This is a genomic window from Nocardia sp. NPDC058176, assembly GCF_042883805.1.
Taxonomy (GTDB): Bacteria; Actinomycetota; Actinomycetes; order Mycobacteriales; family Mycobacteriaceae; genus Nocardia.
Map to the genome: position 1 here is coordinate 160326 of NZ_JBHVVA010000008.1, position 16110 is coordinate 176435.

13 protein-coding genes are annotated in these 16110 nt (G+C 70.7%); 3 read left to right on the forward strand and 10 right to left on the reverse strand.

All coding sequences use genetic code 11. The features are described 5' to 3' along the window. Positions 1 to 48: 48 nt before the first annotated feature. The 3 genes from ACFVVM_RS30495 to ACFVVM_RS30505 all read left to right on the forward strand — a co-directional run bounded on the left by ACFVVM_RS30495 (position 49) and on the right by ACFVVM_RS30505 (position 3680). Positions 49 to 822: a helix-turn-helix domain-containing protein gene (locus ACFVVM_RS30495; protein WP_387625351.1), complete on the forward strand. Its 774-nt coding sequence runs from the start codon at positions 49 to 51 to the stop codon at positions 820 to 822. A gap of 54 nt (positions 823 to 876) precedes the next feature. Next, positions 877 to 1830: an alpha/beta fold hydrolase gene (locus ACFVVM_RS30500; protein WP_387625353.1), complete on the forward strand. Its 954-nt coding sequence runs from the start codon at positions 877 to 879 to the stop codon at positions 1828 to 1830. 467 nt (positions 1831 to 2297) lie between these two features. Beyond that, entirely contained in the window at positions 2298 to 3680 is a 1383-nt protein-coding gene (locus ACFVVM_RS30505; protein WP_387625355.1) for an alpha/beta hydrolase, read from the forward strand. Between the two features lie 9 nt (positions 3681 to 3689). On the opposite strand, the gene hisH is transcribed toward ACFVVM_RS30505, so the two are convergent. The 10 genes from hisH to ACFVVM_RS30555 form a co-directional block, all read right to left on the reverse strand. Next, positions 3690 to 4319: an imidazole glycerol phosphate synthase subunit HisH gene (hisH, locus tag ACFVVM_RS30510; RefSeq protein WP_387625357.1), complete on the reverse strand. Its 630-nt coding sequence runs from the start codon at positions 4317 to 4319 to the stop codon at positions 3690 to 3692. After that, positions 4316 to 4930, reverse strand: coding sequence for an imidazoleglycerol-phosphate dehydratase HisB (hisB, locus tag ACFVVM_RS30515; RefSeq protein WP_387625359.1), 615 nt, complete (start codon positions 4928 to 4930; stop codon positions 4316 to 4318). Before hisB ends, hisH begins: the two co-directional genes overlap by 4 nt. 18 nt (positions 4931 to 4948) lie before the next feature. After that, positions 4949 to 6076, reverse strand: coding sequence for a histidinol-phosphate transaminase (locus ACFVVM_RS30520; protein WP_387625361.1), 1128 nt, complete (start codon positions 6074 to 6076; stop codon positions 4949 to 4951). Continuing rightward, the gene (gene hisD, locus ACFVVM_RS30525) at positions 6073 to 7410 is read right to left on the reverse strand and encodes a histidinol dehydrogenase (protein ID WP_387625363.1); all 1338 of its coding nucleotides are present in this window, start codon (positions 7408 to 7410) and stop codon (positions 6073 to 6075) included. The genes ACFVVM_RS30520 and hisD overlap by 4 nt, the downstream gene beginning before the upstream one ends. Before the next feature lie 158 nt (positions 7411 to 7568). Further along, positions 7569 to 8399, reverse strand: coding sequence for an SMP-30/gluconolactonase/LRE family protein (locus ACFVVM_RS30530; protein ID WP_387625365.1), 831 nt, complete (start codon positions 8397 to 8399; stop codon positions 7569 to 7571). A 72-nt stretch (positions 8400 to 8471) separates the two neighbouring features. Then, complete coding sequence (locus ACFVVM_RS30535; RefSeq protein ID WP_387625367.1) at positions 8472 to 10070, reverse strand: protein kinase; 1599 nt, start codon at positions 10068 to 10070, stop codon at positions 8472 to 8474. A gap of 89 nt (positions 10071 to 10159) precedes the next feature. Continuing rightward, positions 10160 to 11905, reverse strand: coding sequence for a penicillin-binding transpeptidase domain-containing protein (locus ACFVVM_RS30540; RefSeq protein ID WP_387625369.1), 1746 nt, complete (start codon positions 11903 to 11905; stop codon positions 10160 to 10162). A 40-nt stretch (positions 11906 to 11945) separates the two neighbouring features. Beyond that, positions 11946 to 14030, reverse strand: coding sequence for an acyltransferase family protein (locus tag ACFVVM_RS30545; RefSeq protein ID WP_387625371.1), 2085 nt, complete (start codon positions 14028 to 14030; stop codon positions 11946 to 11948). Between the two features lie 128 nt (positions 14031 to 14158). Beyond that, positions 14159 to 15031, reverse strand: coding sequence for an arylamine N-acetyltransferase (locus ACFVVM_RS30550; RefSeq protein ID WP_387625373.1), 873 nt, complete (start codon positions 15029 to 15031; stop codon positions 14159 to 14161). Positions 15032 to 15093: 62 nt separating this feature from the next. Continuing rightward, positions 15094 to 16086 (reverse strand): alpha/beta hydrolase family protein, encoded by a 993-nt coding sequence (locus ACFVVM_RS30555; protein ID WP_387625375.1) that lies wholly within the window; start codon positions 16084 to 16086, stop codon positions 15094 to 15096. Positions 16087 to 16110: the final 24 nt, after the last annotated feature.

Genomic DNA, 16110 nt, shown 5'->3' on the forward strand with positions numbered 1-16110 from the left:
GTGCGCACTTGCCGCGGCGCTCGTACGCTCGGTGATGTGCGGCCGATCATGTCCGAACGGGAGCTCGATGACGGCTGGGACCTCGCCCGGCCGGCCGCGAGTGTGCTGTCCGGTGTGTCGATGGCGGGTTTCTGCGATCGCGCCTCGACCGGGTCGGAGATGCGGATCTTCGCTCGGCCCGAGGTCGTGGTGGTGGTGCAGTTCGGGGAGAGCGCGCTCGTGCGCGATTCCGGGCGGCCCGCGCGCGAGGGGCTCGTCGCCGGTGTGTCCCCGGGGACGCACCGGGTCCGGGGCGACCGCGTCGAATGCGTCGAGGTGCGGCTCTCGCCAGTCGCCGCGTACCGGCTGCTCGGCGTCGCGCCCATCGAGCTGAACGGCACGGTGAGCGGGCTGGACGATCTGTGGGGTCCGGCGGCGGGGCTCCTGCGCGAGCAGCTGGCCGAAACATCCGGTTGGGGTGGCAGATTCGCGGCGACGACCCGATTCTTGGCGGCTCGCGAGTCGGCCAGGGCCGTCGATCCCGAAGTGGGCGCCTGCTGGGACCGGATCCTCGCCGACCGCGGTGACGTGCGGGTGCGTGACCTGGCCGAACTCACCGGGTGGAGCCGAAAACGGCTGTGGCACAGGTTCACCGCGCAACTGGGTGTGACGCCCAAACACGCCGCTATGGTCGTCCGGTTCCGACGCGCGTTCGACCTGCTGCTGGCCGGGCGATCCGCCGCCGAGGTCGCGGCCGTGTGCGGCTATGCCGATCAGTCGCACCTGCACCGCGAGGTGTCCGCCTTCGCCGGGACGACCCCGGGCGCACTCGCCCGGCGCTGAGCACCGGAACATTCGTCCAAGACACCGGCCCGGCACATCCCCGACTGTGGGGACATGCGAACTTCGCCCCGACTCGAGACCCGGATCCGTGCCGCCGAGCAGCGCGTCGCCGACACCTTCGGCCTGACGCTGACCGAGCACTCGATCACACTGACCGCACCGGAGGTCGGGGTGCGCGTCCTGACCACCGGCTCCGGCGAGCCGATGGTCCACATCAACGGCATCTCGGCACCCGCCATGGGTCTCGCACCGCTGATCGCCCGGCTCCCCGGCTATCGCCACGTCCTGATCGACCTGCCAGGGCACAGCCTCGCACCGCCGTATCGGTGGCAGTCACAGACCGTCCGTGAGCTGGCCGTCGCCGTGGTGACCGGGACCCTGGACGCGCTCGAACTCGACCGGGCCCGCTTCGTCGGCAGCTCACTCGGCGGCCTGTTCACCCTCTGGACCGCCCTCGACGCACCGCACCGGATCACCCGCGCCGCCCTCCTCGGCACCCCCGCCACCGCACTGCCCGGCGCGCGGGGCATCGCCGAGATGGCGTCGTTGACCTCGCCGGTGCGCGGCGGACTCGATCAACGACTGATGCAGCTGCCCGCACCCCGGCTCGTCGCTCGCTACGCGTTGGCCGAAGCCATCGGCGCCGACGCGGCCCGCGGCATGTCCGAGGATCTGCTCGACCTGCACCGCCTCCCGCTGCGCCTGCCCGGCCAGGCCGCGTCCTACCGAGCACTGCTGTGCCGCCTGATGCGCGGCCGCGCCCCACGACCGGAGAATGTCCTCACCGAGGCCGAACTCGCTCGCATCACCCGGTCGCTGCTGTTCGTCTGGGGCGAACAGGATGCGTTCTGCTCACCGGCGATCGGCCGCCGCAGCGTCGACCGGATCCCCGGCGCACAACTGACGGTCGTCGCAGGCGGCCACAATCCCTGGTTCGACGACGCCCCACGCTGCGCGAACCTCGTCCAGGACTTCATGACCGCACACGCATCCCACCTGGACCAGTGATCACCAGGCACCGGTGGCGGTCGCTTCTCGACCGATGCTTACCTGAGTGCCTGGTGATCACACGTCCAGCATCGCGGAGCAGCTGGGCGCCCGCGTCGCCGGACTTCTCCGGGTGGAACTGGGTGGCGGAGAAGGGCCGTTCTCGACGGTGCCTCCGCCGTCGACCGGCAAATCACCGACCCTGATGTCGACCAGGGGAATTCAGGGGCCCGGCTCCGTCGAAAGGAGGACGACACAGGTTCCGGCGTACCGCGACGATCTACTACATGGTTGTTCGGAAATCTCTGGTGTGTGGTGTCCTGTTCGCGGTGATGCCGGTACTCGGTGGCTGCTTTGGTGGCGAAGACCGTTCAGCCGCAACTGATTTCACGCTCGCTGGACTGGTGGCGCAGGTCGACGCCGTGCCCACTCCCCGGATCGACTGGAGGCCGTGCGCGCCGGAGAGCGAGGGAATGGAATGTGCCGAGGTGCCGGTGCCACTCGACTACGCGCAGCCGGATGGGCCGCGTCTCGAACTCGCGGTGGCGCGCAGGGCGGCGCTCGACCCGGCGAATCGGATCGGCACCTTGTTCACCGCGGTGGGCGGTCCGGGTGGCTCGGGGATCGACAGGGCACAGGGCGGTCCGCTGTTCCCGGACGAGCTGAGCAGGCGATTCGATGTGGTCGCCTTCGACCAGCGTGGGGTCGGGCGCAGCGCGGCGGTTCGCTGCTTTCCGGACACCGCGGCCCAGCAGGACTTCTGGCGCACCTTGGCGTTGCCACCGACCGATGCCGGGCAGCAACAGGCCACCGAGGACGCCGCCAGGCGATTCGCGGCCGGCTGCGACAGATACGGCGGGGCGCTCGTCGCCCATCTGACGACCGTGGACGTGGCCCGTGACCTCGAGCTGCTCCGCCGGGCGGTGGGTGACACGGCGCTGACCTACGAGGGCGCGTCCTACGCCAGCTACCTGGGCACGGTCTACGGTGCCCTGTTCCCCGACCGGGTTCGCGCACTGCAGCTGTCCGCCGTCGTCGATCCGGTGACCTACACCACCGACACCCGCGCGAGCATCGCGGCGAATGCGTCGGGCACAGAGGAGGTCCTCGGCGAGTTCCTGCGCCTGTGCGCGGAGGCGGGCCCGCCGCACTGCGCGTTCGGCGAGACTGGATCGTCCGCGGCACAACTGCGCGCCCGTGACACCGCGCTGCTCGACCGGGCTAGAACGACGCCGATAACGGTCGGGTCGGGCACCGGCACCGTCTCGGTGACCTACAGCGAACTCGTCAACGCACACGCCATGCTGCTCTACGACCCGGTCCAGGGATGGCCAGGACTGGCCGTGCTGCTGGCCGAACTCGACCGAGGCCCGGCCGGAAACCCCACGGTGGTCCGGGATGTCCTGGCTGCGATCGCGCCGACGGGCGATTTCCTCGACGCGTTCGTCGCGATCTCCTGCGCGGACAACTCCTTCACCGAATCACCCCGGCGATGGCCCGAGATGGCGACCGAATCCGCCCGGACCGCACCGGTTTTCGGCCCGTTCTGGCTCTACCTGCGGCAGCCGTGCGCGGCCTGGCCCGACCCAGCCGACGGATACCCGCAGCGCTACACCGGACCTTGGACCCAGCGCACCGCGGTCCCGGCGTTGCTGCTGAACAACCGCTTCGATCCGGCCACCCCGGTGACCTCCGCACAGCGCGCGGCCCAGGCGATGGGCACCGCGCGACTGGTGGTGGTCACCGACGGGTACGGCCACGAACCGGTCGGCAGCTGCGTCACCGACCTGCGTCTGCGCTATCTGATCGACCTGCAGCTCCCCGCACCGGGCACGACCTGCACGATCGGTAGGACTCCGTTCACCGGATGACGCGGTGTGTCAGATCGAGCCGATCCAGTTGCGGAGGAGGTGGGCGCCCGCGTCGCCGGACTTCTCCGGGTGGAACTGGGTGGCGGAGAGGGGACCGTTCTCGACGGCGGCGAGGAAGGGAACGCCGTGTTCGGCCCAGGTGAGCTTCGCCGGGGCGAGGTGCTCGTTGTCGGGGAGTTCCCATTGCTGGGCGGCGTAGGAGTGGACGAAGTAGAAGCGGGTGTCGGCGTCGAGACCGGCGAAAAGCACGCTCTCGGCGGGCGCCTTCACCGTGTTCCAGCCCATGTGCGGGAGGACGGGGGCGTCGAGGTGGGCGACGGTTCCCGGCCATTCACCGCACCCCTCGGTCTCCACACCGAACTCCACCCCGCGGTCGAACAGGATCTGCATGCCGACGCAGATGCCGAGCACCGGACGCCCACCGGCCAGGCGCTGACCGATGATCCGGTCACCACGAACCGCCAGCAGCCCGGCCATGCAGGCCGCGAACGCGCCGACACCTGGCACGACCAGCCCGTCGGCGGCCAGCGCGGCCTCCGGATCGGCGGTGACCTCGACCTGCGCACCCGCACGCACCAGCGCGCGTTCAGCGGAGTGCAGGTTTCCGGAGCCGTAGTCCAGCAGCACAACCGATTTCACAGCACACCCTTCGTGGACGGGACACCGGTCACGCGGGGGTCGATCTCCACGGCGGCGCGCAGGGCCCGCGCCACCGCCTTGAACTCGGCCTCGGTGATGTGGTGCTGGTCGCGCCCGTAGAGCACGCGCACATGCAGCGCGATCCTGGCGTTCTGCGCGATCGACTCGAAGACGTGCTTGTTGAGCACCGTCGAGTACGAGGCGCCAGGGCCCGCGCTGGGAATGATGGTGTGCACCAGGTGTTCCGGCTCGCCGGTGAACACGCAGTACGGCCGCCCCGACACGTCGACGGCGGCGTGCGCGAGGGTCTCGTCCATGGGGATGAACGCGTCGCCGAAGCGGCGGATGCCTTTCTTGTCGCCCAGTGCCTGCCCGAGCGCCTGCCCGAAGACGATGGCGGTGTCCTCGACGGTGTGGTGCGCCTCGATCTCGATGTCACCCTCGGCCCGCACGACCAGGTCGAACCCGCCGTGCGCGCCGAGCGCGGTGAGCATGTGGTCGTAGAACGGGACCCCGGTGGAGATGTCGGTCTCGCCGGTGCCGTCGAGGTCGAGTTCGACCAGGATCGAGGATTCCTTGGTGACGCGTTCCACCCGCGCTGTTCTGCTCATGTCGGTTGCCTCCAGCGGTCAGTGGGTGAGGTCGGTGCCCGCGACATCGGCGCTCACCCGCAGGAATTCGTCGTTCTCCGCGGCGAGGCCGATGGTGGCGCGCAGGTAGCCGGTGATGCCGACATCGCGAATGAGCACCCCGGCGTCGAGATAGTGCTGCCAGGCGCGCGCGGCGTCGGTGAACCGGCCGAACAGGATGAAGTTGGCGTCGCTGGGGATCACGTCGAAGCCCAGCGCGGTGAGCGCGGCGGCGACCCGATCCCGCTGGGCCGCCAGTTCCGCGACGCTGCCGAGGGTTTCCCCGGCGTGGCGCAGGGCGGCCCTGGCGGCGGCCTGGGTGACCACCGACAGGTGATACGGCAGCCGCACCAGCAGGATCGCATCGATCACGGCGGGCGAGGCGGCCAGGTAGCCGAGCCGTCCACCGGCGAAGGCGAAGGCCTTGCTCATGGTCCGGGTGACCACGAGCTTGGTCGGGAACCGGTCGATCAGCGTGATGGCGCTGGGCGCGGCCGAGAACTCGCCGTAGGCCTCGTCGACGACCACGATGCCGGGCGCGGCGTCGAGGACGCGCTCGAGCTCGTCGACCGGGATGCTGTGCCCGGTCGGGTTGTTCGGGCTGGTCACGAACACCACGTCGGGGCGGCGTTCGGTGATCTGGGCGACGGCGTAGTCGATGTCGAGGGAGAAGTCCCCGTTGCGCTTGGCCTCGACCCACTCGGTGTCGATGCCCTCGGAGATGATCGGGTGCATCGAGTACGAGGGCACGAAACCCAGTGCGCTGCGGCCGGGTCCGCCGAAGGCCTGCAGCAGCTGCTGCAGGATCTCGTTGGAGCCGTTGGCCGCCCACACGTTCGCGGTGTCGACGGCGACGCCGGTCTGCCGGGTCAGGTACTCGGCCAGGTCCGAGCGCAGCGCGACGGCGTCGCGATCGGGATACCGGTGCAGATCCGCGGCGGCGGCCCGCACCGATTCGGCGACGTCGTCGATCAGCGCCCGGCTCGGCGGGTGCGGGTTCTCGTTGGTGTTGAGCTGCACCGGCACGGTCAATTGCGGTGCGCCATAAGGCGATTTCCCGCGCAGGTTCTCGCGCAGCGGCAGCTGGTCCAGGGTCGCCGAGGCGCCGGGCACGGTGGGAGTACTCACGACAGGGCCTCGAAACGCGCCTGCACGGCCTGCCCGTGCGCGGGCAGATCCTCCGCATTGGCCAGGGCGACAACGTGTCCGGCGACATCCTTCAACGCCGCCTCGGTGTACTCCACGATGTGGATGCCGCGCAGGAAGGTCTGCACGCTCAGCCCCGAGGAGTGCCGCGCGCAGCCCGCGGTGGGCAGCACGTGGTTGGACCCGGCGCAGTAGTCGCCCAGGCTGACCGGGGCCCACGGCCCGACGAAGATCGCGCCCGCGCAGCGCACCCGCGCCGCCACGGCCGCGGCGTCGACGGTCTGGATCTCGAGGTGTTCGGCCGCGTAGGCGTCGACCACGCGCAGACCCTGGGCGATGTCGTCGACGAGAACGATGCCGGACTGCTTGCCGCTCAACGCTTCTCGCACGCGATCGTTGTGCTTGACCACGGCGAGCTGGGCGTTCAGCGCGGCGTCGACGGCATCGGCGAGCGCAACGGAATCGGTGACCAGCACGCTCGCGGCCAGCACATCGTGTTCGGCCTGGCTGATCAGATCGGCGGCCACGTGCACCGGATCGGCGGTCGCGTCGGCGAGCACGGCGATCTCGGTGGGGCCCGCCTCGGCATCGATACCGACCAGCCCACGGCACAGCCGCTTGGCCGCGGTGACGTAGATGTTGCCCGGCCCGGTGATCAGGTCGACCGGCTCCAGCGCGGCACCGTCGGTATCGGTGCCACCGTAGGACAGCAGCGCCACGGCCTGCGCGCCACCGACCGCCCACACCTCGTCGACACCGAGCAGCGCGGCGGCCGCCAGGATGGTCGGGTGCGGCAGCCCACCGAACTGCGCCTGCGGCGGCGAGGACACCACCAGCGACTCCACGCCTGCGGCCTGCGCCGGGACGACGTTCATCACGACCGAGGACGGGTAGACGGCATTGCCGCCGGGCACGTACAGCCCCACCCGCTCCACCGGCACCCACTTCTCGGTGACGGTGCCGCCGGGCACCACCTCGGTGACGGTGTCGGTGCGCCGCTGATCGGCGTGCACCTTCCTGGTCCGCTCGATCGCCACCTCGAGTGCGGCGCGCACGGCCGGGTCGAGCTCGTCGAGTGCCCTGGTCAGCTCGGCGGCGGGCACGCGCACCACGGCGGGGCGCACACCGTCGAACTTCTCGCTGTAGTCCAGCGCGGCCTCGACGCCCCGGTCGCGGATGTCCTCGACGACCGGCCGCACATGATGCAGCACCGAGTCCACGTCGACCCCTCCGCGCGGCAGCGCGGTGCGCAGCTCGGCAGCGGAAGGAGTGCGACCGCGCAGATCCACGCGGGCGAGCTCGATGCGGGTAGTCATATCGGAGTGCAGTCCTGTCTGTGCTGGGAGTCGAACAGCCGACCGGGCGGGCACGATCCCCGCTCGAGTCAGCTACCAGCCTAATGGTCGCCCGCCACCGCATTTCCGGCACATCCTCTCCACCCCACCGACGCGGTGGTGTGGTGCGCCGGGCTCGGTCAGCCGAGCCGCACCGTTTCGATGCGGCCGAGGCGTCCGGTGGTGTCGCCCGGTTGCCAGCTGTTGGCGGTGAGCAGGAACAGCGTCGTCCCCGCGCTGTCGGTGACGCAGTCGGTGGCGCAGCGACCGTCGTCCAGGGCGATGACGTCGGTCACCTGTCCGCCCGCTTCGACCCGGAGGAACTGTCCCGTGGCGATCGAGGACACCCACACCCCGCCCGCCGCGTCGACACATACTCCGTCGGGGGTGGAGCCCGCTGGCAGCTCGGCCCAGATCCGCTTGTTCGTGAGGTCACCGTTGTCGGCGATGTCGAAGGCGGTCAGCCGTGCGCCCCACGTTTCGGCGACCACCAGCGTCGCGGTGCCCGGCAGGATGACCGAGCCGTTGGGGAACACCATCCCCGTCTCCACGCAGTGCACCGATCGGTCGGCGTCGATCCGGAAGATCGGTCCCGGTCGCTGTGGGGCGTCGTTGTAGAGGTCGTATCCGAAGCCGCCGAGGTAGACCCGATCCGCGCTGTCGACGACGAGATCGTTGGTCGGCGCGTCGGTCAGCGCGGAGAGATCGGCGTAGTCGTCGAGTCCACCGTCGGCCCGCAGGCGAACGACCTTGCGTTCGAGCATGCAGCTGATGAGGAGCGAGCCATCCGACAGCCAGCCCAACCCCGAGGGTTGATCGGGAACGGTCGCGATCTCGGTGAGTGAGCCGCTGTCCGGATCGGCCCGGAAGACCTGACCGGTGTGCATGTCGGAGAACCACAGCAGTTCGTCGTGCCAGCGTGCACCCTCGGGAAACCGGAAGCCGGTGAACAAGGTTTCGATGATAGTCATGTCACCAGCAATACTACTTGGTATCACCATCCCTGAGCCTGCCCACATCGTCGCGCCGACGTGGGCAGGGGTTCAGCGGGTGTCGCCGTCGATCCGCAGACCACCACCGGCACTGACCACCCGCATCACCATCGACTTGGTCTGGCCGTTGATGGTGATGCTGGCCAGGCGCATGTCGCTCGAGCCGTCGGAGTTGTTGCCGCCGGTGATGCTGGCGAAGGTGTTGACGGTGCGCTCGTTCCAGTACTGCCGGAACGCGTCCTCACTGCCGTAGACCTTCTGCGCGGCCGGGGTCAGCAGCGACCAGGAACCGCCCGGGTTGCTGAAGAAGTTCTCCACCAGCAGACCGGCCGAGCCGATGTCGACGGTGCCCACGTTGGCGGTCTGTCCGAGTACGGGCACCGCGGCGGTGGTGGTCGGTGCCACCGACGCCTGCACCGACGTGGTCGGATTCGCCTGCACCGAAGGGGAATCGGAGTCGGAGTTGCTCATCGCGCTGATCGCCACCGCGATCGCCGCGATCACGGCACCGACACCGGAACCGATCAGTACCGCCCTGCCCTTGCCCGCCTGCTTGTGTTGCGTGGCGGGCGCGGGCTGTGCCTGGGTCGGCGGGTGCGCGGCGGTGTCGTGGCGCGCCGGCGGGCGCGGGTTGGAGCGGATCTGGCGGGTGGTCGGCGTCGAGGCGCCCGCGTGCGAGGTCCGTCGGCCCGACTGCCGGATCACCTGGGTGGCCGCGGTGGAATTGCGGCGGCCGTAGGCCTCGCTGGCCGGGACGAACCCGGCCGAGACCGAGTTGGCGTCGGCGTCGGCGAAGGCGGCCAGCGCGTCGCGCGACTCGGTCATCGTCGGCCGGTCCAGCGGGTCCGGGCTGAGCAGGTCGAGCAGGAAGTCGGTGGCCGGGCCCGCGTTGCGCGGCTCGCGCACCTGCCCGTTGGCGGCGGCGTAGAGCACGGCCAGCGGATTGGCGTTGGCGCCGTAGGGCGGTTCGCCCTCGAGCGCGTGGAACAGCGTCGCGCCGAGCGCGAACACATCGGCGGCCGGGGTGGGATCGGCACCACGGGCGACCTCGGGGGCGAGATAGGCGGCGGTGCCGCAGATCAGGCCGGTCTCGGTGAGGGTGACGTCACCGGCGGCACGGGAGATGCCGAAGTCGGTGATTTTCACCTCACCGTGGTCGCCGAGCAGGATGTTGCCCGGTTTCACGTCGCGGTGCACCAACCCGACCCCGTGGGCCGCGATGAGCGAGGACGCCACCTGTTCGCCGATGCGCGCCACCTCGGCCAGCGGCAGCGGGCCCTTCTGACCCAGCTCCGCCGCGAGGCTGACCGACTTGAGGTACTCCATCACCAGGCACGGGTCACCGTTGTGCTCGGTGATGTCGAACACCACGATGGCGTTGGGATGCTGGAAGCGTGCCGCGTTGCGGGCTTCCCGAATCGCGCGCTGGCGCAAGACATCCCGCTCGCCCTCGGGCAGGCTGGGTTTGATGTGGATCTGCTTCACTGCCACGGAGCGTTGGAGGCGTTCGTCGACAGCACGCCATACAACGCCTGTGCCGCCGCTACCAATACGCTCGACCAGGCGGTAATGCTCCGCGATCTTCTGACCGGTATCGATGGCGCCTACTCCGAACCTTCTCGAAATTGTGACATCCCGCGTATTGACCATGGATATGGTCCGTCGACGAGTGTAGCTGGCTGTGTGGGGACCGCGTGCGGCAGCGGGGTGATTGCTCGCCTACAGCGGGGTGATGTGAGTCATCGTGTCACACGAAGCATGCGTCCCGCTGCCTCGACCGCCGGGCCCGAGCTGCCCGCGTCGGCCACGAACACCGCGAACGCGAGGTCGCCGTCGATCCCGACGAACCAGCCGTGGGCATGGGTGTCGTCGAGGTATTCGGCGGTGCCGGTCTTGCCCAGCAGGCCAGGGATGTCACGCAGCGCGGTGGCGGTGCCCGCGCTCACCGTCTCGGCCATCATGGTCGCCATCTGCGCCGTCACCGCCGCGGGCACCGGTGCGGGCTGCCGGTCGGCGGTGCCCGGTTGCCCGCGCACGATGGCCGGGGCGGGCGCGGAACCGTGCGCGAGCGAGGCGGCGACGAGCGCCATCCCGAACGGCGAAGCGGTGACGGTGCCCTGGCCGATGCTCGATTCGACCCGTTGCGCCGGATTCTCGGCGGCCGGAACCTTCCCGGTGACGGTCGTCAAGCCGGGTGTCACATAGTCCACGCCGAGCCCGAGTTGTTCGGCCGCGGCGGTCAGTCCGTCGGGCGGCAGGCGCACGCCCAGTTCGGCCATGGTGGTGTTGCACGAGCGCGCGAAGGCGGTGTGCAGCGGCACCTGGCCGAGTTCGAAGCCGTTGTCGTTGGGAATGGTGCGGCCCTCGATGGTGGCCCGGCCGGGGCACGGCAGCACGGTGTCGACGGTGAGGGCATCGTCGGCCTGCAGTGCGGCGGAGACGGTGACGGTCTTGAAGGTGGAGCCCGGCGGATAGAGGCCGGTGAGCGCGATCGGGCCCTGGGCGTCGGCGGGGGCGTTCTGCGCGACGGCGAGCACCTCACCGGTCGACGGCCGCAGGGCGACGATCGCGGCGGGATCGGTGATCGGGCTCAACGCCGCCTCGGCGGCGTTCTGCAGGTCGATGTCGATGGTGGTGGTGATGTCGCTGGTCGTGCCCGCGTCGGGTCCGGCGATGCGCCGGGTGCCCTCGGCGGTCTGCGCGCGCACCGCCCAGCCCGCGGCGGCGTCGGCCTGCTCCTGCCACAGTTCGGCGAGCCCGGCCAGGGTGGGGCCGGTCAGTGCCTTGTCGACGGTGAGCAGCCGGGTCTGCGGGGCCAGGGTCACTCCTGACACCCCGGTCAGCGGGTCGCGCACCGGTGCGATGTCGGCCTCGCGCAGGGCGGCCGCGGTGGTCGGCTTGCCCTCCGCCGCGTCCAGGGCCGACCGCATCCCGGCCTCGGTGACACCGTGCGGCGCGAGCAGCGCGGCCACCGCGGGCAGGTCGGCCTCGGGCGCGATCCGCACCAGCGTCACCACCTGCTCGGTCATCAGTTCGCCGCCGGTGGCGTCGAGCACCCGGGCCGGACGCGGCCAGACCGGGCTGTAGCTCAGTGGGCCGAGGTCGAGGCCGGGCGCGACGGTGCGCGGGTCCCAGTCGATCTTCCAGCCGTCGGCATCGGTGGCCGAGCCGCGGCTGGTGTAGGTCCACTCGTTGCGACCCTCGGGGCCGAGCTTCCAGGTGGATTCGAGGGTGAAGAAGTTGTCGTCGGTGCCCGCGACCCGCACGGTGTCGTTCGCGCCGAGGTTCTCGAACAGGGTGGTCAGAGTGGCCCCGGCCTGCTCGGGCGCGTCGGTGAGCGCCGCGGCGGCGGCCACGTCACCGCTGCTCAGCGCGGCGGCGAAGGCCGTGGCGACGGTCTCGGGTTGGTCGGGGCCTGTCGAACAGGCGACGGGCAGCAGCGCTAGTGCCAGGAGCAGGACCGGTGTCTTGCGAAGGAGGCGCACGCGTCCGAGGGTAACCGCCGCCACGGCCGCGGCGCGGTTGTCACCACCAGCCGGTGATGGTGCCGATCTGACGGCCGAGTTCGGGTGCGAGCGAGCGCGCGTAGCTGGCGGTCAGGTGGTGTTCGTCGCGGTAGATGAGCACATTGCCCTCGACCACCCGGCAGCGTTGCGGTCGGCAGACGGCGTCGGAGAGATCGAGCAGGTGCACATTGGGGAAGCCCGCGGCCGGTTCCTGGGCGGGGTCGGCGGGGGCCAGCGCCGAGGCGCGGTCGAGGCCGCAGCTGTCGGGGTCGCCGCGGTGGGCCAGGCAGTCGGTGGCGCGGTAGAGCACGCCGTCGCGGCGCAGCCGTGGCGTGTCGCGCAGCGCGAGCACGTTGAGCCCGCGCTCCTGCATCGCCGACCACACCTCGAGGTACTCGCCGGGCACCTCGTCGCCCATGCCGTCCTGCCGGTAGCGCGTGGACAGGGTGAGCACCCAGTCCGGCGGATCGGCGGCCAGGCGGTCGAGCACTTCCCTGGACCACTCGTGACATTCGGGGAACGGCCACTCGGCGTAGGACGGCTGGTCGGCGAGGGTCACCGGACAGCCCTCCTTGAGATAGGAGATCACCCGGATCCCCCGTTCGGCGCCGAGCACCTCGAGCGCGGGGATCCAGTGCTCGGAATGCGATCCGCCGACCACCGCGATCGAACGGGCCGCGGTCGGATCGCCATAGGTACAGATACGGACTTCGCGGTTGGGGGTGATACAGCCGTCGGTGGTCGGCGGCGGACTGTCGACCCCGCCCTCGAACACCGTGGGGCGCATCGGTTCCGGTGAGTACTCCGCGCCGGAGAGCAGGGCGGTGGCGCCCGGATACCGCTGCGTGTCGAGCGCGCGGGGCGGCACGGCCGGATTGGCCACCAGGACCAGCTGCCAGCCCATCGTCACCACCAGCACCGCGACGGTCACCGCGGCGACCAGCGCCCCGGCGGCCCGGTGCTGTCTGCCCTCGTGGGACTGGCCGCGGGGCGGCAGCCGCAACGGCGTCTCGATCAGGCGGGTGGTGGCGTAGGCGAGCACCAGCGAGATCGCGATCACCACCAGCCCGTCGACGAGTCCGGCGTGCGAGCGCCCCGACTCGGCCAGGTAGAAGATGAGGATCGGCCAGTGCCACAGATACAGCGGATAGGCCAGCGCGCCGAGTTCGGTGCAGATCCGCCCGCCGAGCACCCGGTTCGGCCACGCCGACGGTCCGTCGGCCGACCCGAACCCCGAGGCGATCACCAGGCAGGCCGCACCCACCGGCCACAGCGCCGCGACGCCGGGGAACTGGTTCGCGCCGTCGAAGAGCGGGCCGCAGGCCAGCACCATCGCCAGGCCGACCGCGGCGGCCAGCCCGCGCACCCGGGTCGGCAGCCGCAGCCAGGGCGCCGCGACGGCAAGGGCCGCGCCCGCGAGCAGCTCCCAGGCCCGGGCCGCGCTGTCGTAGTAGGTCCAGGCCTGGTGCTGGGCGGTGCCCGCGGTCGCGTACCAGAACGAGAGCAGCCCGAGCACGGTGAGCGCGATCAGCAGACCGGGCCGATCGGCCGTGCCGCGCCGCCGCAGCCAGGCCCAGCCGGCCAGCACCAGCAGGATCGCCACATAGAACTGTCCCTGTACCGACATCGACCACAGGTGCTGCAGCGGGCTGACCGACGGGTCGGGTGCGAGATAGTCGAGTTCGGCGGTGGCCAGGTACCAGTTCTGGCCGTAGAACATCGAGGCCAGCGTCTGCGCGGCGGTCTCCCCCAGCTGGGTGTAGGGCCGCAGGACGATCGTGGCGACCACGATCGCGGCCAGTACCACCACCAGCGAGGGCATCAGCCTGCGCACGGTCCGCCGGGCGGTCTCCTTCGCGGCGATCACGCCGCGGCGTTCGACCCCGCGCACCACCGCGCCGGTGAAGAAGAATCCCGAGAGGACGAGGAAGACGTCGACGCCGCCGGAGACCCGGCCCGCCCACACGTGGAACGCGACGACGAGCGCGATCGCGATGCCGCGCAGCCCGTCCAGATCCTGCCGACGCGCGGTCGAGGAGGCGACGGGTCCGCTACGGACCGTCCCGGATTCCTCGATCAGCGACGCGGTATGAACCTTCGGCACGAACGACCCCACACAATCGGACCCCACAGCCACGACTGGGGTGCGTTTCCCGGCAAGTAACCATCAATTTGCCGTAGCGACACCGCGGAAGCAAACCGGCCGAGCGGGTCCCGCGGCGTCGGCCGGGGTCAGTTCGCGCGCCATGGCGTGGTCACGAGGGTAGCGGTGTCGGCCTCGTCGAGGTCGATATCGAACACTTCTACCAGCACTTTCGGCAGCTCGGCCGGGTCGAGGTCGCGGGTCTGGGCGGCGCCGTCGGGGTATTCGGAGGTCAGCGTCAGATCGTCGAGAATGTGATGTGCGCCGGGCAGGAAGCGTTGCACGTAGGGCCGGGCGACGAACGGCGAACGCGGGAACGTCGACACGAAGTGATTCCCCACTACGTAGTCGATCCGGTACTGCGGGTCCTCGGTGAAGGTGTGGCGGTCCAGCCAGCCCTCGTGGCTGCGCTGGAACAGCACCCACAGCGGCGCGCCGAGCGCACCGGTGCGGCGTTCGAGCCGATAGCGCCAGTCACCGAGACCGAACTCACCGCGGCCGTCGACGAGTTCGAACGGTTCCAGCGGCCCGAAACCGAACCCGACATCGCAGATCCAGACCCGGTCGTCGCCGGGCGCGGTGACGCGCAGCAGGGCGTGGGTCGCGGGCCGCAGCGTCCCGGCGTCGAGCACGCCGTAGGTGACCCGTCCGCTCAGCCCGGTCACGCCGAAGCCGAACCGTTCGAGCGCGGCGGCGAACAGCCCGACATTCTCGAAACAGTAGCCGCCGCGTCGGCGCCGGATCAGCTTGTCCTGCAACGATTCCAGGTCGAGCGGGATGCCGCGGCCGAGGATGATCTCGAGGTTCTCGAAGGGAATCGTGGTGGTGTGGCCGCGCACGAGGGCGCGCAGCGTCTCGACCGTGGCGGCGCGCGGTCCGGTGTAGCCGATCCGGGCCAGGTAGGCGTCGAGGTCGAGGTCCTCGCCCAGCCAGCGGTCGTCGCGGTGCACGGCCTCGGTCATCGCATCGCCTTTCGGTCGGCTGTGTGTCGTACGACTCGACCGTAGTGGGCGTTGGTCCGAGGTCAGGCCGCGCACTTGGCGTCGGCGGGCGCGGGCAGCGCGGTGACCAGGTCGTTGGCGACGTCGACCAGGTAGTCGGTGATCGGTGGGTCCAGCGGTTCGGTCCCGGCGAGCAGCCGCAGCACCACGCACCCGCCTTCGAACAGGGCGGGGCCCACGTCGTGATTGCCGGGGACGACCTGTCCGGCCAGGTCACGCCCGCTGACCACGGTGTAGAAGGAGAACGGCTTGCCCGCCGCGGTCAGCGCGGCCCGCAGCTCCACGCTGGTGGCGAAGGGGACGACGGTGTCGGCGGTGCCGTGGATGAGGAAGGCCCGGCGCATGCTCAGCCGGTCGGCGAGCAGCGCCGGTGAGCGCTCGATGTAGGCGAGCGGGCAGACGATCGGCGTGCAGCCACCGGCGTCGCGTTCGATCTGGCGCGGCAGGGCGGGATTCACCGTCCCGGCGGCGGCCCACATGGTGAAGTTCTCGGCGGGACCGTAGTTGTCGACCCAGTAGTCGAACAGGCCGGGCGGACCGTGCGCCACGGCGAGACCGCTGGTGATGCCGCCCTGACTCCAGCCCCACAGCACGGTCTCCTCGACGGTGGGATGGTGCTCGCGATACCACTGCGTCGCCGCGACCACATCGCGCCAGCCCGCCCACAGATTCCACTCCCCGGTGCGCCACTGTCCGTCGGCGCTGCGCAGGTCCATGAGCAGGACCGGCGAGCCGCCCGCCGCCGCGATCGAGGACATGTACGGGGCGAAATCGGCCGAGGACCCACCGTGCCCGTGCACCGCGACGACGAGCTGCCGGGCCGAGATGTCGCCCGGCACACACCGATACGGCTCGTACACCCGTCCGGTCGCGGGCTCACCGTCGACCGTGATGGTGACCGGCGTCAGCGCGACACCGGCCGTGCACACCGGTTGGGTGTGCCCGACCGGTCCGGCCGCGAGCAGCGTCGCGACCAGCACCGCGCAGACCGCGACCACACCGCCGACCCGTGTCATGTCGCGATTGTCCGCTACCGGCGC

Coding starts and splice junctions, on each gene's coding strand:
- ACFVVM_RS30495 (WP_387625351.1), top strand. CDS start 49: ATGTCCGAACGGGAGCTCGATGACGGCTGGGACCTCGCCCGGCCGGCC.
- ACFVVM_RS30500 (WP_387625353.1), top strand. CDS start 877: ATGCGAACTTCGCCCCGACTCGAGACCCGGATCCGTGCCGCCGAGCAG.
- hisB (WP_387625359.1), bottom strand. CDS start 4,930: ATGAGCAGAACAGCGCGGGTGGAACGCGTCACCAAGGAATCCTCGATC.
- hisD (WP_387625363.1), bottom strand. CDS start 7,410: ATGACTACCCGCATCGAGCTCGCCCGCGTGGATCTGCGCGGTCGCACT.
- ACFVVM_RS30530 (WP_387625365.1), bottom strand. CDS start 8,399: ATGACTATCATCGAAACCTTGTTCACCGGCTTCCGGTTTCCCGAGGGT.
- ACFVVM_RS30535 (WP_387625367.1), bottom strand. CDS start 10,070: ATGGTCAATACGCGGGATGTCACAATTTCGAGAAGGTTCGGAGTAGGC.
- ACFVVM_RS30550 (WP_387625373.1), bottom strand. CDS start 15,031: ATGACCGAGGCCGTGCACCGCGACGACCGCTGGCTGGGCGAGGACCTC.
- ACFVVM_RS30555 (WP_387625375.1), bottom strand. CDS start 16,086: ATGACACGGGTCGGCGGTGTGGTCGCGGTCTGCGCGGTGCTGGTCGCG.